Origin of the sequence: Dokdonella sp. (assembly GCF_019634845.1) — a bacterium.
Classification (GTDB): Bacteria; Pseudomonadota; Gammaproteobacteria; order Xanthomonadales; family Rhodanobacteraceae; genus Dokdonella_A.
In genome coordinates, this window is sequence record NZ_JAHCAQ010000011.1 from 94,049 (window position 1) to 115,269 (window position 21,221).

A 21,221-nucleotide genomic window follows, 5' to 3' on the forward strand; every position below is an offset into this window, starting at 1 on the left:
TCCCTGATCGGCCACAGTCTCGATGTGCTGCGCACGGGACTGCCGACGGTCTGCGTCGTGCACGACCACTATCCGTTGTGGCCGCTGCTGCATCACGATTTCGGCGATGCGAACCTGCGCTTCGACGCGGCGCAGCGCGAGCGCGACCTCGCCGGCCTGGCCGCCGAAGGTATGTTCGCCAACCGCGACCCCGCGCACTGGCAGGCGCTGCGCGACGGCTTCGTGCAGGCCGCGCTGGCCGCGCAGGCACGCCTGGTCGCGCCCAGCCGCAGCGCAATGGCCAACCAGCTGCGGCTCGCGCCGGCGCTCGCGGCGCTGCACGGCACGGTGATTGCGCATGGCTTGGCCGCGTGGCCGCAACCGCCACCGCGGTGGCAACCGCCGGCGGCGCGCACGCGACTGCGCCTGGTGACGGTCGGCCGTGTGCGCGCGGGCAAGGGTGCGCGCCTGCTGCAGGCCGCGCTGCCGCGCCTGCGCGCGCATGCCGAGCTGTTCCTGCTCGGCGCCGGCGCCGACGCCCACGACCTGTTCGGCGAGCCCGACGTGCATGTGCTGCTCGACTACCGCCGCGACGAGCTGCCCGCGCTGCTGGCTCGACTGCAACCCGATGCCGCGCTGCTGCTGTCGACGGTGGCCGAAACCTTCAGCTACACGCTGTCGGAATTGCGCAGCCTCGGCGTGCCCGTGATCGCGACCCGCGTCGGGGCACTCGCCGAGCGCATCGACGACGGCGTCGACGGTCTGCTCGTCGCACCCGACCCGGACGCGCTGGTGGCGTGCGTGGCCGCGCTTGCGGCCGAGCGCGCACCGCTGGCACGGATTCGTGCGCAACTGGCCACGCACACGCCGATCGACACCGCCGCGATGGCGCAGGCCCACCGCGCACTGCTTGCGCTGGCGGCCCGCCCGGCACTGCGCTACCCGCTGCTGCCGCCGGACGGCCACGCGCTGCAGCTGGCGGCGGCGAGTGCCACTGGGCTACGGCTGCAGGCGCAACTGGCGCAACTGCGCGATGCACATGCGCAATTGCAGGCCGAGAGCACGCGGCGCGGCGACTGGGGCCATGACCTGACGCGCTCGCTGCGCGAGCTGCGCGGCGACTTCGAGGAGCGCACGCGCTGGGCACTCGCCCTCGATCGCGAACTGCAGGACGTCAAACCGCGCTACGAACAGATGCTGGCCAGTGCATCCTGGCGCATCACCGCGCCGCTGCGCAGCACCAAGGCGCGGCTGGTGGGGCTGCGCGCCGCGCTGGCGTTCCGCAGCGAGCGCGCACGCGCGCTGCTCGCACGCGCCCGCGGCAGTCTCGCCCAACGTGGCCTGCGCGGCACGCTCGCGCGCATCGCCCAGGAGTGGCGTGGCGGCGAACGGCGCGCGGGACTCGGCACCTTCGCGGCGCCGGTCGACGATCCCGTGCCGTTCACGGTGCCGACCAGCGCCACGCCGCGCGTGTCGATCGTGATTCCGGTCTACAACAAGGTCGAATATACGTTGGCCTGCCTGCGCTCCGTGGCCGCGCATGCCGGCAGCGTGCCGTTCGAGGTCATCGTGGTCGACGACGCCTCCAGCGACGCGACTCCGCAGCGCCTGGCCGCGCTCGGCGGCATCCGCGTCGAGCGCAACGCGGCCAACCTCGGCTTCATCGGATCGTGCAATGCCGGCGCCGCACTCGCGCGCGGCGACTGCCTGCTGTTCCTCAACAACGACACCGTGGTCACCGCCGGCTGGCTCGAGGCGCTCGTGCACTGCCTCGACACGGCGCCGCAGGCCGGCCTCGTCGGCGCGCGGCTGGTCTATCCCGATGGCCGCCTGCAGGAAGCCGGCGGCATCGTGTTCAACGATGGCTCGGGCTGGAACTACGGCCGCTTCGACGATCCGGCCGATCCGCGCTACGCCTTCCGCCGCGAGGCCGACTACTGCTCGGGCGCGGCGATCATGCTGCGGCGCGCGCTGTTCGAACGCCTCGGTCGCTTCGACACCCGCTACGCGCCTGCCTACTACGAGGACACCGACCTCGCCTTCGCGGTGCGCGCGGCGGGCTTCAGGGTCTACGTCGAACCGGCTGCGACCGTCGTCCACTTCGAGGGCATCACGTCGGGCACCGACACCGCCAGCGGCACCAAGCGCTACCAGGTCATCAATCGCGACAAGTTCGTCGCCAAGTGGCAAGACGCGCTCAGCCGGCAGCCTGCGCCGGGCACTCCGATCGGCATCGCCGCCAGCCACCGCGCGCGTGCGCGCGTGCTGGTCATCGATGCAACCACGCCGATGCCCGACCACGACTCGGGCTCGCTGCGCATGGTCAACCTCATGCGCGTGTTCGCCGAGCTCGGTTGCCAAGTCAGCTTCATGGCCGAAAACCGCCTGTATGTGGCGCGCTACACCGCGGCGCTGCAGGCGCTCGGCGTGGAGGCACTGTACGCGCCGCAGGTGCAGGATCCGCTGCGCTTCCTGCGCGAGCGCGGCACCGAGTTCGACCTCGTGCTGCTGTCGCGCCACTACGTGGCCGCGCCATTCATCGGTCTGGTGCGGCTCTACGCGCCACGCGCGCGACTGGTGTTCGACACCGTGGACCTGCACTACCTGCGCGAACAGCGCGCCGCGGCGCTGGCGGCTGATGCGGCGCTGCTGCGCAGCGCGGCGGCCACGCGCGCGCAGGAACTCAAGGTCATCGGTGCCGCCGACGTCACGCTGGTGGTGAGCCCGGTCGAGCGTGAACTGCTGGCGCGCGACGCACCCGGCGCACGGGTCGAAATCCTCTCCAACGTGCACGAGGTGCACGGCTGCCGCCGCGGCTTCGCCGCGCGCGCCGACCTCGTGTTCGTCGGCGGCTTCCAGCACCCGCCCAACGTCGACGCGATCGAATGGTTCGTGCGCGAGGTGTTCCCGGCCGTGCGTGCGCAGTTGCCGCAGGTGAAGCTGCACGTGATCGGCAGCCGCGTGCCGGCATCGATCCAGGCGCTGGCCGACGAAACCGTCGTCGTGCACGGCTTCGTCGAGGACATCATGCCGTTCATGGACGGCTGCCGCGTGTCGGTCGCGCCGCTGCGCTATGGCGCCGGCGTCAAGGGCAAGGTCAACATGGCGATGAGCTGCGGCCTGCCGGTGGTGGCGACGCCGATCGCGGTCGAGGGCATGCACGTGAGCGCGGGACGCGAGGTCATGGTCGCGGCCGAGGCCACCGACTTCGCCGACGCGATCGTGCGCGTGTATCGCGACGAGGCATTGTGGCAGGCGCTGTCGACGCACGGCCTGGCCAATGTCGAGCACCACTTCTCGTTTGCAGCCGCACGCAGCGCGATCGAACGCTTGCTCGCATAGGCGCGCGCTGCCGCAACCGGACTATTCGATGCCGAGCTTTTCGAGGCGATAGCGCAACTGGCGCAGCGTGAGGCCGAGGTTGCGCGCAGCGGCGGTGCGGTTCCAGCGCGTGGCCTCGAGTGCCTTCATGATTGCCGCGCGCTCGGTCTCGGCGACCGCAGCGGCAAGGTCGCTGGGAAAGCCGGCGTCCTCGGGCGGTTCGCTCGCGAACGCGGCCGCTTCGCGCTGGGTGGCGGGCTCGCGTGGCGGCGCGGCCACGGTCATCGGCACGGCCTGATGCGAGGCGCCGCCGGCATGCTCGCTCGCGCCGCTCAGGCGCAGGTCGCCGGGGCCGATGGTGTTGTGCTCGCACAGCGCGACCGCGCGCTCGAGGACGTTTTCGAGCTCGCGCACGTTGCCCGGGAACTCGTAATCGCGCAGCGCCTGCAGCGCCTCGGGCGTGAGCCGCGCCGGCGTCCCGCCACTGTCGCCAGCCAGGCGGTCGAGCACACGCGCGGCGATCTGTGGAATGTCCTCGCGACGGTCGCGCAGCGGCGCCACCTTCAGCTCGATCACGTTGATGCGATAGAACAGGTCCTGGCGAAACGAACCCAGTTCGACGAGCCGCGCGAGGTTCTTGTGGGTGGCCGACAGGATGCGCACGTCGACGTTGACCTCGGCATGCGCGCCGATCGGGCGCACGGCCTTTTCCTGCAGCACGCGCAGCAGCTTGACCTGCATGTGCATCGGCAGCTCGGCCACCTCGTCGAGGAACAGCGTGCCGCCATTGGCGGCCTGGAACAGACCGTCCTTGTCGGCTTGGGCGCCAGTGAAGCTGCCCTTGCGGTGGCCGAAGAACTCGCTTTCCATCAGCTCGGACGGAATCGCCCCGCAGTTGACCGGCACGAACGGCGCGTTCGAACGCGGCCCGAGTTCGTGCACGAGTCGCGCCACGAGTTCCTTGCCCACGCCCGATTCGCCGGCGATGTAGACCGGCGCCTGGCTGCGCGCGACCTTGGCAATCGTCGCGCGAAGCTGGTTCATGGTGTCGGAATCGCCGATCAGCTTGCCGACACTGGTGGCCTGCTCGCTGCGCTTTTCCTCCGACAGCCGCAGCGCCGTCTGCACGAGGCGGCGCAGCACCGAAATGTCGACCGGTTTGGACACGAAGTCGAAGGCGCCGGCCTTGAGCGCCTCGACCGCAGCATCGACGTTGCCATAGGCCGTGATCATCGCGATCGGCATGTCGGGATACTGCTGCGCGACCAGCGCGATGATCTCCTGACCGCTGCCGTCGGGCAGGCGCATGTCGGTGAAGCAAAGCGCGTAGCGGCGCTCAGCCAGGCGCTGGCGCGCTTCGGCGACGGTGGCTGCGGTCTCGACGATGAGGCCCATGCGACCGAGCGTGAGCGTGAGCAGCTCGCGGATGTCGCGCTCGTCGTCAATGATCAGGGCGTAGTGCTTGTTCATGCGGGTGCGCGTCTGGAACGGGAATGTTGGCGGCGGCCAGCGCGGCGTGGCGCGCCGCTGGCCAGATCCGCGCAGTGTGCCAACGCCGGCCTCATGCCGCCACTGCGCCGCCGGGACCGATACTCACCGCGGCCTGCAGCGTCAGCCGGAAACAGGCCCCGCCACCGGCGACCGGCACGTACTCGAGCGTAGCCTGGCTGGCCTCGCTCATCTGTTTGGCGAGGTAAAGACCCAGGCCCGTGCCGTATTCATGGGTGGTGTAGAACGGCTCGAAGATCTGCGCGGCGACCTTGGGTGGTATGCCCGGGCCGCGATCGATCACCTCGAGCAGGGCCGGTCCCTTCTCGGTCGCGGCGCGCGCGACGACCGCCACCCGTGCCGGCTGGCCGGGCTGGCGCCCGTAGCGCAGCGCGTTCTGCACCAGGTTCCACACCACCTGCTGCAGGTGCTGCGGGTCGGCCACGGCTTCGAGCCGCTTGTTGCTGGTGATCGCGCGCAACTGGTCCTGGCCGAGGTCGTTGGACTGCTTGTAGTCGTCGACGAAGCCGAGCACCCAGGCGTTGAGGTCGAGTGTTTCGGGACGCGAGCGCTCGCGCCGCGACAGTTGCAGGATGTTCTCGACCACGTCGTTGGCGCGTGTGCAGTGGTTGTTGATGATCTCGACCAGGCGCGTGTCGTCGCCGTTGAGGTCGGGGGATTCGGCCAGCAGCTGCGCCGAGTAGCGGATCGCCGCCAGCGGATTGCGGATCTCGTGCGCGATCGACGCCGACAGACGGCCCAGCGAGGACAGCGTCAGTTCCTCGGCGCGGCGTGACACCAGCGAGGTGTCGTCGAGGAAGATGAGGACGTTGGCATCGTCATTGGGCGACAGGCGCGTGAAGCGCGGGATCACCTCGGGCATGTCGGTCGCCAGCGACACCGCCGATTCCTCGCCCTGGCCCTTGTGGCGCCAGTGGTAAAGCCGGCGTGACAGCTCGGGCGCGACCACGCCCAGTTCGCGCTCGCCCGGTGGTGGATTGCCGATCAGGTGCCAGGCCGACTCGTTGATGCGCAGGATGTAGTTGGCGCGATCCACCAGCAGCACGCCGGTGCGCATGCGCTGGATGATGAGATCGTTGATCTGCTCGAGGTTGAGCAGGTCGGCGCCACGCTGTTCGGCCAGGTCCTCGGCCTCGCGCAGATGACCACCGAGGTTGCGCAGCAGGGTCGCGGCGACGAAATAGGCCACCGTCATCGCCAGCACGCTGAGGCCGCTGACCGACTCATGGCTGTCGTTGACGAGGTCGTACAGATAGGGAATCGAGACCCCGAGCGCGGCACCCAACGCAAACACGTAGGCGCGCTGCGGCATCAGCAGGGCCGCGATGCCGATGTTGACCAGCAGCATCATCGGCACGAGGCTGTAGCCCGACAGCGCGAGCAGCACCGCCGCCGCGGCCGCGATGTCGATCGCCAGCGACACGCCGATCGTCGCGGCAAGGTGGCGGCGCAGGCGTTCGGTCAGCAGCAGCAGGATCACCGCCACGCCGAGATACACCACCGCCACGGTATGGCCCAGCAAGGGGCGCAGCAGTCGCACCGACTCGCCGGCGAACGGCGCGAACACGAGGCTCGCGTAAACGAACGCCTCCAGGCAGCGGTACAGGTTGAAGAAGTACAGCTCCCGCCGGGTGATGTCCCCCGGGGCGTCGCGATCCAGGCCTTGATAGCGCGTAGGGGCCACGCCAACTCCTTGTATGGGCGGCCAGTATATGCCGCCGATGGCGCCGTGGCGCACGGCGCCGCGTGCCCGTCAGCACCCGTGCCGTTGCCACGCCGCAGGACTGGGCGGCACTCCCGGCTCCAGCGGCTTGCCAATTCCCGGCCATCGGGTCCGCTTGCGCCTGCGCAAGCAGGTGCGATCTGGCGTGGCTTGATCGGGCGGGCAACCAGCGGCGCGGGCAGCCCCTTTTGATTTCGCCGCCCCCATGGCCGAAAATACCGCGCTGCATCAAGGCGGCGTTCCGCCGCCAGTCCCCGTCTGCCCGCCCCGGCGCCCCGCGCGCCCCGGCGTCACGCTTTCCAGCACAAGGTGCCTCGATGAACTTCCACGAATACCAAGCCAAGGAACTGTTTGCCGCCTACGGCATCGCCGTGCCGCCCGGCAAGACCGCCAATTCGCCCGATGCCGCCGTCGATGCCGCCAAGGCGCTCGGTGGCAGCCAGTGGATGGTCAAGGCGCAGATCCATGCCGGCGGCCGCGGCAAGGCCGGCGGCGTCAAGTTCTGCAAGAGCCTCGATGACGTGCGCGCGGCCGCCAAGGGCATGCTCGGCACCAGGATGGCCACCTATCAGTCGGCCGGCCGTGCGCTGCCGGTCAATCTCGTGCTGGTCACCGACGCCACCAACATCGCCCGCGAGCTGTACCTGTCGGTGCTGGTCGACCGTGACAGCAAGAGCGTGTCGTTCATCGCCTCCAAGCATGGCGGCGTCGACATCGAGCAGGTCGCGCGCGACACGCCGCAGGACATCCACACCATCCGCGTCGATTTCATCGAAGGCCTGCAGCCCTACCAGTGCCGCGAACTCGGCTTCGCCATGGACCTCAATGCCAAGCAGGTCGGCCAGCTCACCAAAATCATGCTCGGCCTGTACCGCTTGTTCAACGACAAGGACCTGTCGCTGGTCGAACTCAATCCGCTGGCCATCCTCGAGGACGGCAACCTCGCCGCCCTCGATGGCAAGGTCAATTCCGACGACAACGCCGAGTTCCGCCACCCCGAGCTGGTGGCGATGCGCGACCTCACGCAGGAAGATCCGGCCGAGGCCGCGGCGGCACAGAACAACCTCAACTACGTGACCATGGACGGCTCGATCGGCTGCATGGTCAACGGCGCGGGCCTGGCGATGGCGACCATGGACGTGATCAAGCTCGCCGGTGGCGAGCCGGCCAACTTCCTCGACGTCGGCGGCGGCGCCACCAAGGAGCGCGTGACCGAGGCATTCAAGCTCATCCTGTCGTCGGACAAGGTCAAGGCGATCCTCGTCAACATCTTCGGCGGCATCGTCCGCTGCGATCTCATCGCCGAGGGCATCATCGCCGCGGTCAAGGAAGTCGGACTCACGATCCCGGTGGTGGTGCGCCTGCAGGGCACCAATGTCGAGAAGGGCCGCGAGCTGCTCGCCAACTCGGGGCTGGCGATCACGCCGGCCGACGATCTCAACGATGCCGCCCGCAAGGCGGTCGCCGCCGCCCACTGAACCGAACGTGGGCGGACCGCTGCCGGCTCATGCCGGGCAGCGCGGCCGGCAGTCCCCACGAACCGCCAGCTTTTCGAGGAATCATCCATGAGCGTTTTGGTCAACAAGAACACCAAGGTGATCGTGCAGGGCTTCACCGGCCAGCAAGGAACCTTCCACGCGCAACAGGCGCTCGACTACGGCACCCAGGTCGTCGGCGGCGTCACGCCGGGCAAGGGCGGCAGCGAGCACATCGGCCTGCCGGTCTTCAACTCGGTCGCCGAAGCGGTCGGCGCCACCGGTGCCGATGCCTCGGTCATCTTCGTGCCACCGCCGTTCGCCGCCGACTCGATCCTCGAGGCGGTCGCCGCCGGCGTGCGCGTCATCGTGGCGATCACCGAAGGCATTCCGGTACTCGACATGCTGCGCGTCAAGAACGTGCTCAAGGCGCATCCCGACACCGTGCTGATCGGTCCCAACTGCCCCGGCATCATCACCCCGGGCGAGTGCAAGATCGGCATCATGCCAGGCCACATCCACCGCCCCGGCAAGGTCGGCATCGTGTCGCGCTCGGGCACGCTCACCTACGAAGCCGTGTTCCAGACCACCAACGAAGGCCTGGGGCAATCCACCTGCATCGGCATCGGCGGCGATCCGATCAACGGACTCAACTTCATCGACTGCCTCAAGCTGTTCCAGGACGATCCGGGCACCGAGGGCATCATCATGGTGGGCGAGATCGGCGGCAGTGCCGAGGAAGACGCCGCCGAGTTCATCGGCCGCCACGTCACCAAGCCGGTGGTGAGCTTCATCGCCGGTGCGTCGGCGCCGGCCGGCAAGCGCATGGGCCATGCCGGTGCGATCATCTCCGGTGGCAAGGGTACCGCCGCCGCCAAGTTCGCCGCGCTCGAGAAGGCCGGCGTGACCACGGTCAAGTCGCCGGCCGATCTCGGCAAGGCGCTGGCGGCGAAGATGAAGCGCTAGCCGCCGGCAAGGCTCCGCCGGCCTGGCGCGCCCAGTCGCCCAGCGCCGCCTGCGGGCGGCGCTGCCCTGGCCCACGCGGGTGGCGCCCACCGCCACGTGCGCCGCGCCGGTCCGCGTCGCCGCACTTGCCAGACGCGGCGTGATCGGCAACCGTTGGCGGACCTGTCCACCGTCCAGGCCATCCGCATGATCCGCATCGCCCTCGCCGGCGCGCTCGCGCTCGGCATCGTACCCAGCCACGCCGCCACCCGTTATGTCCGCGCCGGCAAGCTCGTCGACGTCGAGCGCGGACGCGTGCTCGACGACCAGCTCATCCGCATCGTCGATGGCCGCGTGGCGGCATGGACCCCATTCACCACCGCCCCGGGCGACGGACCGCTCACCGACTGGTCGGCCTACCAGGTGCTGCCGGGGCTGATCGACATGCACACCCACCTCGCCGACTACGGCACCAGCGCCAATGTCGCCGAGCCACTCTTGCACTCGGCAGCCGAGCTGGCGCTGCGCGGCGCCCACAACGCGCGCCTGACGCTGCATGCCGGCTTCACCAGCGTGCGCGACGTCGGCACCTACCGCGCCCTCACCGACGTCGCCCTGCGCGATGCGATCGCGGCCGGCTACGTGGAAGGCCCGCGCATGCACGTTGCCGGCGCCTACATCACCGTTCCGGGCGGCGGTGGCGCCGTGACCGGCTTCGCCGCCGATGTGCAGGTACCGACCGACATGGCGGTGGGCGTGGTGCGCAACGCGCAGGAGGCACGCGAGAAGGTGCGCTACCTGATCCAGCACGGCGCCGACCACATCAAGATGATGGCCACCGGCGCGGTGCTGGCGGTGGGCACCGAACCGGGCCGGCCGGAACTGTCGCTGGAGGAAATGCAGGCTGCCTGCGACGAAGCCGCACGCAACGGCAGCTATTGCCTGGCCCATGCCCACGGCGCCGAGGGCATCAAGAACGCGATCCGCGCCGGCGCGCGCTCGATCGAACACGCCTCGCTCATCGATGCCGAGGGCATCGCGCTGGCCAAGGCGCGTGGCGTGTGGCTCGACATGGACATCTACGACGGCGACTACATCGAGGAATACGGTACGCGCCAGGGCTGGGAGGCGGGCTACCTGCGCAAGAACCGCGAGACGGCGCAACTGCAGCGCGAAGCCTTCACGCGCGCGCTCAAGGCCGGAGTCAAACTGAGCTTCGGCACCGACGAGGGCGTGTATCCATACGGCTGGAACGCGCGCCAGTTCGCCTACATGGTCCGCTACGGCATGACACCGCTGCAGGCGATCCAGTCGGCGACCACGGTGGCGGCCGCCCTGCTGCGCGCCGACGGCGACGTCGGCTCGCTGAGCCCGGGCCACTACGCCGACATGATCGCGGTCAAGGGCGATGCCACCGCCGACGTCGGTACGCTCGAACATGTCGAACACGTGATGAAGGGCGGCACGCTGGTGCGCTGAGTGGTCGCACAATGATCCGCGGCAGTCGCCTGCCGCGCCTCCGCCCTCGACACCACCGGAACCCGACCATGACCACCGTCCGCCTTGCCCTGGTCAGCGTGGCCGCTGCCCGCCCGCTCGATGACGACCTCGCCCCGCTGCTGGCTGCGCTGCACGATGCCGGTGCGCAGGCCAGCGTGGTCGATTGGGATGCGCCGCACGTCGCCTGGGACGAGTTCGATCTCGTCGTGCTGCGCTCGCCGTGGGACTACGTCGGCCGCCTGCCCGAGTTCCTCGCCTGGGCCGCGCGCGTGGCCGCCTGCACGCGGCTCGTCAATCCGCTCGAAGTGCTGCGCTGGAACACCGACAAGCACTACCTCGCCGACCTTGCGCGCGCCGGCGTCGCCATCGTACCGAGCGCCTTCGTCGAGCCGGGCATGAACGCCGCGGCAGCGCTGGCGGCGTTCCTCGATGCCCATCCGCAGTCCCGCGAACTGGTGGTCAAACCCGCCGTCGGCGCCGGCTCGCGCGATGCGCAGCGCCATGCGCGCGAGGCCGGCCCCAGCGCCACCGCGCACATCGAGCGCCTGCTCGCAGCGGGTCGCAGCGTGCTGCTGCAGCCCTACCTTGCCAGCGTCGATGCGCGCGGCGAGACCGCGCTGATCCACTTCGACGGCCAGTTCAGCCATGCCATCCGCAAGGGCGCCCTGCTGCTGCGCGGCGATGGCCCGACCCAGGCCCTGTTCGCGCCCGAGCAGATCAGTGCGCGCGTGGCGAGTGAAGCCGAGCGCGCACTCGCGGCGCGCGCCATCGCCGCGATCCCGTTCGACGGCGCGCTCGCCTACGCGCGCGTGGACCTCATCCACGACGCCGACGGCGCGCCGCGCCTGCTCGAACTCGAACTGACCGAGCCCTCGCTGTTCTTCGCCCACGGCGCCGGCAGCGCACAACGCTTCGCGCAGGTACTGCTGGCACGCGCGGCGCGTGGCTGAGACGCCGCAACCCACCGCGCGGGGCCGCGGAAGACGGCGTGGCCTCAGTGCGGCGCCTGCACCGGCAGGCGCGCATAGGCAGCGAGCGAGGCCCAGTAGAACGGATGACGAAACGCGCGGCTGTCGCGCAGGCGTCGTTGCGCGGCGCGCAGTGCGCTCGCGGCGTCGCGCTCCGGGTCGGCCGCGAGCGAGGCGTAGAACGCGGGCACCCACAGCGCGCTGGCCGAGTCGCTGACCGGCCACAGCGCAGCCACCACCGCGTCGGCGCCCGACTGCACGAGGGCCTGCGCGAAACTCGAACTGCCGTTGGCGATGGCATCGTTGTCGGCGCCGAGCTGGCAGGCGTTGAGCACGACCAGCGGTGCCCGCGTAGGTTGTTCGATCACGTCGAGCCAGCTCAGGAAGTCGACCTGCGCGCCGGCGCCGACCTCGCCGCCCTCGCTGCCTGCGTCAGGTGCGCTGGCGTCGGCGTCGAGCCACAGACCGGCGTAGCCGAGCCGGCCCTGACTCGTCATGCCGTGCGCGGCGACGTGCACGATGGCCGTGGGTTCGGCCAGCGCCGCCAGTACGCCGGCGCGGCTCGCGCGCGCCACGCTGAGCGCAACGGCGGCGCCGGCGGCATCGCGGATCAGGCCCGGTTCGGCTTTCGCCACCTGCAGCGCAGGCAGCGCAGCGGCGACCGCCGGCGCGGCGATCAGGGCGTGGACCTGCAAGGCCGGTGGCGCCGAACGGGTGCCATCGACCAGATCGGCGACGCGCGTGGTGGTGGTATCGAGCAGCGGCGCCGACTGCCCCGGCCACGGCAACAACGGCCATGGCACCGCAGCCAGCGTCTTGTCGGCCAGCACGACGAGCTGGTCGGGCGGTGCGCCCGGCGCCTGCGCCGGCCACAGCGCGGCGCTCACGCGCGCGGCAGCGGCGGCGATCGTTGCGCTCGGCGTGGCGGGTGCATGCAGGCTGGCACGCAAGTCGGCGATCGCCGCGCGCAGCACCGCAGGTGCGGCGGCCGGTGCCAGCCACGCCCGCTCGCGCGTGATCCACAGCACGCCGCTGCGCTCGCCGCCATCGAGCCAGGCCATCACCACCGTCGCCGCCGGCACGCTGCGCTGGAACTGCGCCAGCTCGGGCAGCGTGGCCGCTCGGTAGCGGGCGTCGTCGCTCGGCGCCGCCGCCAGCGTGTCGAGCAGTGCCTGCGCGGTGCCATCGCTGGCGTGGGTCAATGCCGGCAGCAGTTGTGCCGCCAGCGCGCGGTCGAACGCCTGCAGGCGCGGCGCGACTTGCGCCGTGGCGGTGTGCGCACGCGGCGTGGCCAGTGGCAGCCAGCGCCAGGCCCGCGCCGCGGCGTCGACCGTGCCGCGATCGGCATCGTCCAGCACGGCCTGCCAGGCACTGCTGCGCAGCGGCCAGGCACTGGCGCGCAGCAACTGCGCGAAGGCGCTGCTGGCGGTGGACTGGGCCAGCGTGTCGAGCCAGGCGAGCGCATCGCGCAGCGCCGCGTCGGCAGCGTCGCTGTCACCCGACTCGCGCGCGGCCCGGCTGCGCAATCGGGCCAGTTGCAGGCGCTGCCCCAGCGGCAGATCACGGGCTTGCAGATGCGCGAGCAGGCGCGCGGCGAGCACGCGATCGCCGTGGGTCAGCGCAAGCTCGGCGCCGAGCAGATCGAGCGCCGGCGCGTGGCGCGGCAATTGCCCGCGCAAGGCCGCCAGTGCGGCCGCATCGAGCCTGCCCTGCTGCGCGCGCAGGCGCAAGGCATCGACCTGCACGGCGGCGGCGCGGTCGTGCTCGCCGAGCGCCGCATACAGGTGCGCGGCCCCATCGAGCCAGCGCAGGGCCAGGGCCTCGCGATGGCGCGCGCGGTCGACTCGCGCCAGCGCCTCGAGCGCCTGCGCCACGCGCTCGCGCGCATCGGCGGCCGACAACCGCGCCAGCGCATCGGCGATGGCGAGGTAGGCCTCGTCGTGCGCGCCGAGCTCGGTATAGAGCTCGGCGAGCTGGATCAGCGTATTGGCCTGCCAGCGCAGGTTGACCTCGCCGGCCAACCCGCTGTCGAACACCGCCAGCGCGGCGCTGAGCTCGCGCAGCGCGCTGCCGACATGACCACGCTCGGCGGCGAGGCTGGCGAGCTGCAGATGGATGCGACCGGCGCTGAACCCCGCGCCGAGGCGCGCCGCCAGCGGCAGCGCATCGGCCAGCAGGGCCGCGGCGCGATCGTGACGACCCAGCGTCTGCTCGACACTGGCCAGGCTCTGCCGCACCACGAGGCTCTCGTTGAGCTCGCCCAGGCGCTGCAGGCGCGCGAGGTTGCGCTGGTAGCAGCCGCGCGCCTGCTGCGCACGCGCCAGGCTCGCCAGCGCACTGCAGCGCACGTCGTCGAGCCGTACCGCAAAGTAGCTCTCGCCGGCAGCGGGCGGCATGGCGGCGAGGGTCTGCAGCACTTCGTCGAAGCGTCCGGCGCGATGCAGATCCTCGACCTCACCGACGCGCGCGGCCAGCGCCTGCTGCGGCGCGCCGGCGGCGCGCCAGGCCTGTGCGGCCTGCGCGAAGGCGGCGCTGGCCGCATTGCTGCGGCCGTTCATGAGCCAGGCCTGCGCCACCGCGTGACGTGCCAGGGCCCGGCTGTAGGCGTCGGGCGCGACCGCCTCCAGCGCGCGCAGGTCGGCCACCAGCGGCGCCGGGTCGTTGCCGAGCGGCAGCGCCTTGCGCGTGCGCTCGAGGCTTGGCGTGGCGCGCAGCAGCCAATCGCGCGCAGGACTGGTCGCACCGCTGCAGTCGAGCTCGAGCTGCACCTGCCCGGCGGCCGGATTGCGCCAGCTGCGGCGCAGGCGCAGGCTCTCGCCCGGCTGCAGATACAGCCACCAGCGCCCGAACCGCGGTGGCAATGGCGCCTGCGCACGCGGGTTGGCGCCGCTGTCCAGATCGATGTCCTGGCCCAGCTCATGCACGGCCAGCCACGCCGGCCCCGGTGCCACCGACACCAACTCGGCCACCGCGGCCGGCGCCGGTACTGCGATGCGCAGTGGCTTGCCGCAGGCCAGCGGCGTCGGTGCGCTCGCTGCCGGCACGCCAGGCCAGGCCAACAGCAGCAGGGGCAGCAGCAGCTTGCGCATCGGGCGGCGCATCGTCGGAGCGATGCCGACAGCGGTGATGGCGGTCGACTATCCGGACGTGGCCGGCAAAGCGCAAGCCGGGCGTGGCCGCGCGTGCTGGACCGACGGCGCACCGAGGTCGCCTGCGGGCGGCGACGTCATGACGTGACCGCCGATCCGCGCGAGCGACGCGGACGGCCGCGGATCAGCGCCGATGCAGGGCGCCGTTGCCGTTGCTCGGCGGCAAGCCGATGGCGTGCAGCGCGTTGCCGCGCGCCGCTCATGTGCTGCGCATGCAGCCGGCGCCGATCGGCGCCGTGTGTCAGGGGGTGCGGCCGGGCTCGTTGCCGCTGCCGCTGTCAGTCTGGCGTGGCGCCCGCGGCGCCACGAGCGAGCCGCCCGAATACGGCTTGAAGTTGGCCTCGTTGTCGGGCGCCTCCTTCCTGCAGGCCGGGGAGTTCCAGTCGGCGTGGTTGAAGACTTCGACGAGGTAGTACTTGGGAATGACCCTGAGATCGGCCAGCCCCGTGCTCATGTAGTCGAGCAGCATGACGAAGTAGTGTTCCTCCTGCTCGCTGCCCGGCTGCCAGGTCATCGTCAGCCAGGCCGCATCCTTGCCGCCCGCCGCTGCGGGATTGCTGCCGCCGAGCGTGGCCGGTCCCTGGCGGAACACCTTGCCGTCGCCGTCGATGAGCGCGAGCGCGAGCCCGTCATCGGCCTTGCTGATGCGCAGGCGCTTGCCGCCGACCAGCGGTTCCTTGTGCGTGCAACTGCCGGGATCCTTGGGCGAGGCCGTGTTCAGGACCACGTCGCATTGCGTGATCCAGGCCGTGGCATCACTGAGCTGGCGCACCGGGATGCTGTCGCGAAACAGCAGCAGCTCACCGAGTTGGCCCGTGGTGGCGATCGTGCCGGCGATGCACTTGGCCGGATCGACCTTGCTTGTCGTCGCGGCGGCCGGCTTGGCGGCCGTGGTCGCCTTGGCCTTGGCGGGCTTGTCTTGCGCCAGCGCGGGCGCACCGGCGAGCAGCGCGACCAGCGCGCAGGACAGCGCGGCCATGGCCGGTCGCGACGTGCAGCGTGTCGGTTTCATCAATGCACCCTCGATTCGCTCAAATCGAGCGTCTGGCTTTGGGGTTGGCCGTCGAGCAGGTAGGCGACGACGAGCGGCGTCGCGTCCGAGCGCGCGCGTTGGTCGACGAGAAAACTCACGAAGCCTTCAGCGGAAAGCGCCAGTGGTTCACTGTGCGCTCCATGGCGCAGTTCGATGTCGGTCGCGGTGGGCGGTACGGCCACCTCGACGAACAGGTAGGCGGCCTGGCTGTTGCCGTGCTGTACCAGCGGCGGCGTGCTGGCACCGCGCAACGTATCGAACACGATGCGCTCGGGATTGGCGATGAGGTCGGCGGCCGGCGGCGACGGGCGCAGCGCAAGCTGGCCGATGCCGACGCCGACAACGAGGCTGGCCGCGAGCGCGGCCCATCGTGGCCACCGCGGTCGCGCGCGCATCGTCGCAGCACGCGGCGCGGCAGCACCGTCGCTGCCGCGCTCGAAACCGGCGCGATCACTGGCGAGCGCGCTGCGCAGCGCCTCATCGGCCTCGACCGTGGCGAGCAGGTCGGGCTTGTCGAGCAGATAGGCCTCGAACCAGGCGGTCTCGGTGGCATCAAGCCCACGCTCGAGGTAACGCGCAAGCCATGCGCTCTCGAGCCAGGCCGCGATGCGCGGTGACGGATTTGGATTCATCCAGCCCTCCTGCGGGCTTTCACTGTTCCCGAATACGTACAAAAGAGCGGCATCGGCGTTGAGCGTCTCATCGGCGCCGCGCCGCGCTCGGCTGGTGCTGTGCGCACGCAGGCCACGGCGCCGCGAACGGCTGCACGGGCCGGGTCATGGCCCGCCTATGCCAGCAGCGAGCAGCAGCTCGCGCAGGCGCGCGCGGGCGCGGAACAGCACACGCCGCAGGTGATCCTCGTCGAGACCGAGCTCGCGGCAGATCTGGTCGCGATCCTGTTCGTCGAGGTAGAAGCGCACGAGCACTTCGCGGTCGCGCGCGACCGGCAGGGTCGCCGCCAGCGCGCGCAGCATTCGCGCCAGCTGATCGTCGGCGGCTGCGCGGGCCGGCTCATTGTCGGCGGCCAGCGTCGCGACCGCGTCGATCGGCACCTCGCAGCGGCGGCTGCGGTATTCGCGGCTGGTGGCGTGGACGATCGTGGTCTGCACATAGGCCGGCAGCGCGGCGGGATCACGCAGCGCACCGCTGCGCAGGCGCTCGAGCACGGTGACGAGCACCTCCTGCACGAGGTCGGCGACGGCCGGATCACCCGCGCGGCAGTGGCGGCGCACGAGCACACGCACACCGTGCTCATAGTGGCGCACGAACTCTGCTTCGGCCGCGCGGTCTCCCGACGCGATGCGGCCGATCCAGTGGGCTGCAGCGGCTTGCGCGACAGCAGGCGCGCCATCGTCGGCGGACATCGGCCCCCTACCCCGGAACGTGTCGCCTAGCCTACTTCGCCGGCGCCGGTGACGCCAACCCGAGGCGCACCGCGCGGCAGGCACGCGCCTTGCCGGCGCCGGCTAGCGCTCGCCGCGATCGCGGTCGATTTCGATGCAGTAATGGCTGGCAGCGCCGACCTCGATGGCCCGTTCGCGCCAGAGCGCGAGCGAATGCGGGTCGAGCGCGAGCGTGAACCAGGGCGTGTGCGAGTCCTGGCGCGCGCCGTCGGCGCGCAGCAGATGCAGCCGCACACGCAGGGCCAGCGGGTTATCGCGGCAATTGGCCAGGTACAGCAGCATGCGCACGGAACCATCGGCGTTGCGCACCGATTGCAGGCTGCGCGCGATGACGGCGTTGAACACGTCGTGGTCGAGCACGTCGATCGCGTCGAGCGGGATCGATGAAGCCGTTTCGTAGTGGACGCCGAACTCGGCCGGACCGTCGAGGCGATCGCCACGCGCAGCGAACCGCGGCTGCGCAGGCAGCGTCGGCCGCCGCGCCGGTGCGACCGGCACGCCGTCGAGCAACGGCGTCGCGGAAACGAACAGGGTCAGGTCGAAGTCTGGATTCATGTCGACGCGCTCTCCCCCATCGCGCGCAGGCGAGGCTGCGGCGCCGGCGGCGCCCAGCCGCCGGATTGCCTGCACGGTGGCGAGGCGTTGCTCCTGCACCGACGACGCCGGCATGACCGGCGGGTGATCCATCCCTGGATCGCGTCGGCTTGCCGCATCCATGCGGTCCCACCGACGGGTCCGAATCGATACCAGATCACTCAAGCGGGCTGCGATCGTCGTGGCCAATCCCATCGCTGTCTCCTTCCCGCGCAGCCGCCGCATCCTGCGGCGCGTGGCGTTGCCTGTGCTGCCCGCTCGTCTGCAAGGAGAGGCGACGACACAAAATGTCTCAGGCTGCTGGCGTGCCTGGGTCGCGGTGGCTGTGCCGGCACCACGATCATCGCCAACCCCGCGCCGGCGGCAGCGGCGTTTCAGTCCTCGGGCACCCAGAGGAGGACGTCATGTACAGCCAGCCATCGCCGTGGATTCGATTCGTCGACTGGCAGCGCGTGGGCGCGTGGAGCGTGACCTTTGCCGCGCATCTGGCAGCGATCGCGCTGCTGGCCCTGCCATTGGCGCCGCTGCCGCCGCGCCGCGCACCATCGCCGGTGCGGGTCGAGATCCGGGATACACCGGTGCCACCGCCAGCGCCGCCGGCGGAAGTGCTGCCGCTGCCCAAGGCCGACGCCGCGCCGCAACCGCGCGTGCCGCTGCCAGCGCGATCCGCGGCCACGCCGGTGATCGAGGCGCCGACTGCCGTTGACGCGGCGCTGCCGGCACGCGACACCTCGGCGCCCGTCGCCACGCATGACATCGCCGCCGCGGCCGGTGGCGGCCAATCGCGCGAATTGGCGTGGGCGACGCCACTGAGGCTGCGCTACCCGGCGCCGGCGATCCGCTCGCGTCAGCAGGGCGAGGTCCTGCTCAAGGTGTGGGTCGACGCGAGCGGTCGTGCGCAGCAGGTCGAGATCGCGCGCAGTTCGGGCTACCGGCTGCTTGACGCCGCAGCGCGCGAAGCGGTGCTGGGTGCGCACTTCGTACCGGTCCTGCGCGATGGCGTGGCGGTGCCGGGCTGGGGTCTGGTGCCGATCCGCTTCCGCCTCGACGCAGCCTGAACACCTGCCGGCGGCAGGCACGGCGGTGCCGCCGCGATGCGCTATCGTGCCTGTCCCTGTGGCGACGCGCGCGTGGCAATGACCTGGCACTGGTTGTGGTATCTGCTCGCGACACTGTTGGTCGTCGCCGGCCTGATCGGTTCGGTGCTGCCGGCGTTGCCGGGCGTGCCGCTCGTATTCCTTGGCCTGCTGCTGGCGGCGTGGGCCGACGGCTTCGCACATGTCGGCGCCTGGTGGCTGCTGCTGCTGGGCGTGCTGACCGTGATTGCGATCGCGATCGACTTCATCGCCGGCGTGATCGGCGCAAAGAAGGTGGGCGCCAGCCGCTACGCGGTGATCGGTGCGGCACTGGGCACGCTGGTCGGCCTGTTCCTCGGCATCCCCGGCATCATCTTCGGTCCATTCGTCGGCGCCCTGCTCGGCGAACTCGTCGCCGGCGGCACGCTGCGCAAGGCGGGCGGCGTCGGCGTCGGCGCGTGGCTCGGCTTCGTGGTCGGTTCGCTGGCCAAGCTCGCGATCTGCGGCGTGATGCTCGGCGTGTTCGCCTTCGCCTTCGCCACCGGCGGTTGAGGCTCAGGCGCGCGGCAGCACGTACAACAGCACCGCGAAGAACTGCAGCACGCTGCCGAGCAGCACGAACACATGCCACAGCGCATGGCTGTAGGGCAGGCGCTTCCACAGGTAGAACGGCACGCCGAGCGTGTAGGCCGCGCCGCCGCCGAACAGCAGCCACAGGCCGGCCGCCGGCAGGTGTTCGGTGAGCGGCCCGATCGCGACCAGGCCGATCCAGCCCAACGCGACGTAGAGCGTGGCCATCAGCACGCGGTTGCGCACGCGGCGCAGTTCGAGCGAAATGCCCGCCAGCGCGAGCGTCCACACCAGCGCGAACAGGATCGCGCCCCAGCGGCCGGGCAAGGTCAGCAGCGTGAACGGCGTGTAGGTGCCGGCGATCAACAGGAAGATCGCCGCGTGGTCGAGCAGGCGCAGCACGGGCTTGGCGCGCGCGATCGGTACCCCGTGGTAGAGCGTGGATGCGGTGTAGAGCAGGATCAGCGTGGTGCCGTACACGGCCACGCTGGCAACCTCGCGCACGCCGCCGGCACGCACCGCGAAGCCGACCAGGGTGGCCAGCCCGGCGATGCTGAGCACGATGCCGAGGCCGTGGATGAGGCTCGACGCCAGCTCTTCGCGCGCGCTGTAGCCGAATGCGGGATGCGTGCCTGCTGCCGCCATGTCGATTGCTCCGCGGCGCCATGTGGCGCCGCAACACGGTGAAGCTAGCGCAGTTCGACTCGCTGCGCCAACCGTGGCGCCCTCAACGCACCAGGCCGGCATGCTGCCGGCCCTGTCCGCCACGATGCAGCAACACGACCTACTTCGCGTTGGCGAAGGCCAGCGTCATGTCGAGCATGCGGTTGGAGAAACCCCATTCGTTGTCGTACCACGACAACACCTTGACGAGGGTGCCACCCATCACGCGCGTCTGGGTCGAGTCATAGATCGACGACAGCGGGTTGTGGTTGAAGTCGATCGACACCAGCGGCTTGGTGTTGACGCCGAGCACGCCCTTGAGCTTGCCGTTGGCGGCTTCATTGACGGCGGCGTCGATTTCTTCCTTGCTGGTCGCGCGCGCGGCGACGAAGGACAGGTCGACCACCGACACATTGATCGTCGGCACGCGCATGGCAAAGCCGTCGAGCTTGCCGTTGAGTTCGGGCAGCACGAGGCCGACCGCGGCGGCGGCGCCGGTCTTGGTCGGGATCTGGCTCATCGTCGCCGAGCGCGCGCGGCGCAAGTCGGAGTGGTAGACGTCGGTGAGCACCTGGTCGTTGGTGTAGGCATGGATCGTGGTCATGAGGCCATGCACGATGCCGATCTTCTCGTGCAGTACCTTGGCCAGCGGGGCCAGGCAGTTGGTGGTGCACGAGGCGTTGGAGATGACCTGGTGACTGCCCTTGATGAGCTCGTGGTTGACGCCGTAGACGAAGGTGCCGTCCACGTCCTTGTCGCCCGGTGCCGAGATGATGACCTTGTTCGCGCCGGCGGCGAGATGCGCTCCGGCCTTGGCCTTGCTCGTGAACAGGCCGGTGGATTCGATCGCGATGTCGACGCCGAGGTCCTTCCACGGCAGCTTGGCCGGATCGCGTTCGGCGCAGACCTTGATGCGGTCGCCGTTGACGATGAGGTCGCCGCCCTCGACGCTGACCTCGCCCGGGAACTTGCCATGCGCGGTGTCGTATTGCGTCAGATGGGCATTGGTTTCGGCATTGCCGAGGTCATTGACCGCGACGATCTGGATGTCGTGGGTGCGCTTGGCTTCGTACAGCGCACGCAGGATGTTGCGGCCGATGCGGCCATAGCCATTGATGGCAACCTTCACAGCCATGGAACAGCTCCTTGACGGAATGGGCGGGGATGGAAGCGCCCATTTTAGCGGCCCCGTGCATGGCGCGCACAGGGCCGCTTGGAAGGAGCCAATCAGCGAGAAGGCCGCGGTCTGCGCCGCCACCGCGCAGGCTGCGGGACGTTGCAGCGGCGGGCCTGCAGGAAGCGCCCGGGACCCG

16 protein-coding genes and 1 pseudogene are annotated in these 21,221 nt (G+C 70.6%); 8 read left to right on the top strand and 9 right to left on the bottom strand.

Going from position 1 to position 21,221, the window contains the following annotated elements; translation table 11 throughout:
• Window positions 1-276: 276 nt before the first annotated feature.
• Window positions 277-792 (top strand): annotated as a pseudogene (locus KF903_RS09665) (glycosyltransferase); the annotation flags it as partial.
• A gap of 438 nt (window positions 793-1,230) precedes the next feature.
• Entirely contained in the window at window positions 1,231-3,321 is a 2,091-nt protein-coding gene (locus tag KF903_RS09670; RefSeq protein ID WP_291214126.1) for a glycosyltransferase, read from the top strand.
• Between the two features lie 21 nt (window positions 3,322-3,342).
• On the opposite strand, the gene KF903_RS09675 is transcribed toward KF903_RS09670, so the two are convergent.
• Window positions 3,343-4,770, bottom strand: a complete 1,428-nt coding sequence (locus KF903_RS09675) for a sigma-54 dependent transcriptional regulator (protein WP_291214080.1) — start codon at window positions 4,768-4,770, stop codon at window positions 3,343-3,345.
• A gap of 91 nt (window positions 4,771-4,861) precedes the next feature.
• Window positions 4,862-6,493 (bottom strand): ATP-binding protein, encoded by a 1,632-nt coding sequence (locus KF903_RS09680; protein WP_291214082.1) that lies wholly within the window; start codon window positions 6,491-6,493, stop codon window positions 4,862-4,864.
• A 356-nt stretch (window positions 6,494-6,849) separates the two neighbouring features.
• Between KF903_RS09680 and sucC the strand changes: the two genes are divergently transcribed.
• The 4 genes from sucC (at window position 6,850) to KF903_RS09700 (ending at window position 11,402) form a co-directional block, all read left to right on the top strand.
• Window positions 6,850-8,010, top strand: a complete 1,161-nt coding sequence (sucC, locus tag KF903_RS09685; protein ID WP_291214084.1) for an ADP-forming succinate--CoA ligase subunit beta — start codon at window positions 6,850-6,852, stop codon at window positions 8,008-8,010.
• An 87-nt stretch (window positions 8,011-8,097) separates the two neighbouring features.
• Window positions 8,098-8,973, top strand: coding sequence for a succinate--CoA ligase subunit alpha (gene sucD / locus KF903_RS09690; protein ID WP_291214086.1), 876 nt, complete (start codon window positions 8,098-8,100; stop codon window positions 8,971-8,973).
• Between the two features lie 186 nt (window positions 8,974-9,159).
• Window positions 9,160-10,431, top strand: a complete 1,272-nt coding sequence (locus tag KF903_RS09695; RefSeq protein ID WP_291214088.1) for an amidohydrolase family protein — start codon at window positions 9,160-9,162, stop codon at window positions 10,429-10,431.
• Between the two features lie 68 nt (window positions 10,432-10,499).
• Window positions 10,500-11,402 carry a hypothetical protein gene (locus tag KF903_RS09700; RefSeq protein ID WP_291214090.1) on the top strand — a complete coding sequence of 301 codons (903 nt, stop codon included), beginning with the start codon at window positions 10,500-10,502 and terminating at the stop codon, window positions 11,400-11,402.
• A gap of 44 nt (window positions 11,403-11,446) precedes the next feature.
• Here KF903_RS09700 and KF903_RS09705 read toward each other — a convergent pair whose 3' ends face one another.
• The 5 genes from KF903_RS09705 to KF903_RS09725 all read right to left on the bottom strand — a co-directional run bounded on the left by KF903_RS09705 (window position 11,447) and on the right by KF903_RS09725 (window position 17,692).
• Entirely contained in the window at window positions 11,447-14,521 is a 3,075-nt protein-coding gene (locus tag KF903_RS09705) for a CHAT domain-containing protein (protein ID WP_291214092.1), read from the bottom strand.
• Between the two features lie 289 nt (window positions 14,522-14,810).
• Entirely contained in the window at window positions 14,811-15,581 is a 771-nt protein-coding gene (locus KF903_RS09710) for a hypothetical protein (RefSeq protein WP_291214094.1), read from the bottom strand.
• A complete protein-coding gene (locus tag KF903_RS09715) occupies window positions 15,581-16,234 on the bottom strand; it encodes a hypothetical protein (RefSeq protein ID WP_291214096.1) in 654 nt (217 codons plus the stop codon). The genes KF903_RS09710 and KF903_RS09715 overlap by 1 nt, the downstream gene beginning before the upstream one ends.
• Before the next feature lie 144 nt (window positions 16,235-16,378).
• Entirely contained in the window at window positions 16,379-16,966 is a 588-nt protein-coding gene (locus KF903_RS09720; protein WP_291214098.1) for a sigma-70 family RNA polymerase sigma factor, read from the bottom strand.
• Between the two features lie 102 nt (window positions 16,967-17,068).
• On the bottom strand, window positions 17,069-17,692 hold the full coding sequence (locus tag KF903_RS09725; protein WP_291214100.1) for a hypothetical protein: 624 nt from the start codon (window positions 17,690-17,692) through the stop codon (window positions 17,069-17,071).
• A 311-nt stretch (window positions 17,693-18,003) separates the two neighbouring features.
• Between KF903_RS09725 and KF903_RS09730 the strand changes: the two genes are divergently transcribed.
• Window positions 18,004-18,657, top strand: coding sequence for an energy transducer TonB (locus KF903_RS09730; RefSeq protein ID WP_291214101.1), 654 nt, complete (start codon window positions 18,004-18,006; stop codon window positions 18,655-18,657).
• Window positions 18,658-18,735: 78 nt separating this feature from the next.
• Window positions 18,736-19,227 carry a DUF456 domain-containing protein gene (locus KF903_RS09735; RefSeq protein WP_291214103.1) on the top strand — a complete coding sequence of 164 codons (492 nt, stop codon included), beginning with the start codon at window positions 18,736-18,738 and terminating at the stop codon, window positions 19,225-19,227.
• Between the two features lie 3 nt (window positions 19,228-19,230).
• On the opposite strand, the gene KF903_RS09740 is transcribed toward KF903_RS09735, so the two are convergent.
• Window positions 19,231-19,890, bottom strand: a complete 660-nt coding sequence (locus tag KF903_RS09740) for a hemolysin III family protein (RefSeq protein WP_291214105.1) — start codon at window positions 19,888-19,890, stop codon at window positions 19,231-19,233.
• Window positions 19,891-20,029: 139 nt separating this feature from the next.
• Window positions 20,030-21,043, bottom strand: coding sequence for a type I glyceraldehyde-3-phosphate dehydrogenase (gap, locus tag KF903_RS09745; protein ID WP_291214107.1), 1,014 nt, complete (start codon window positions 21,041-21,043; stop codon window positions 20,030-20,032).
• Window positions 21,044-21,221: the final 178 nt, after the last annotated feature.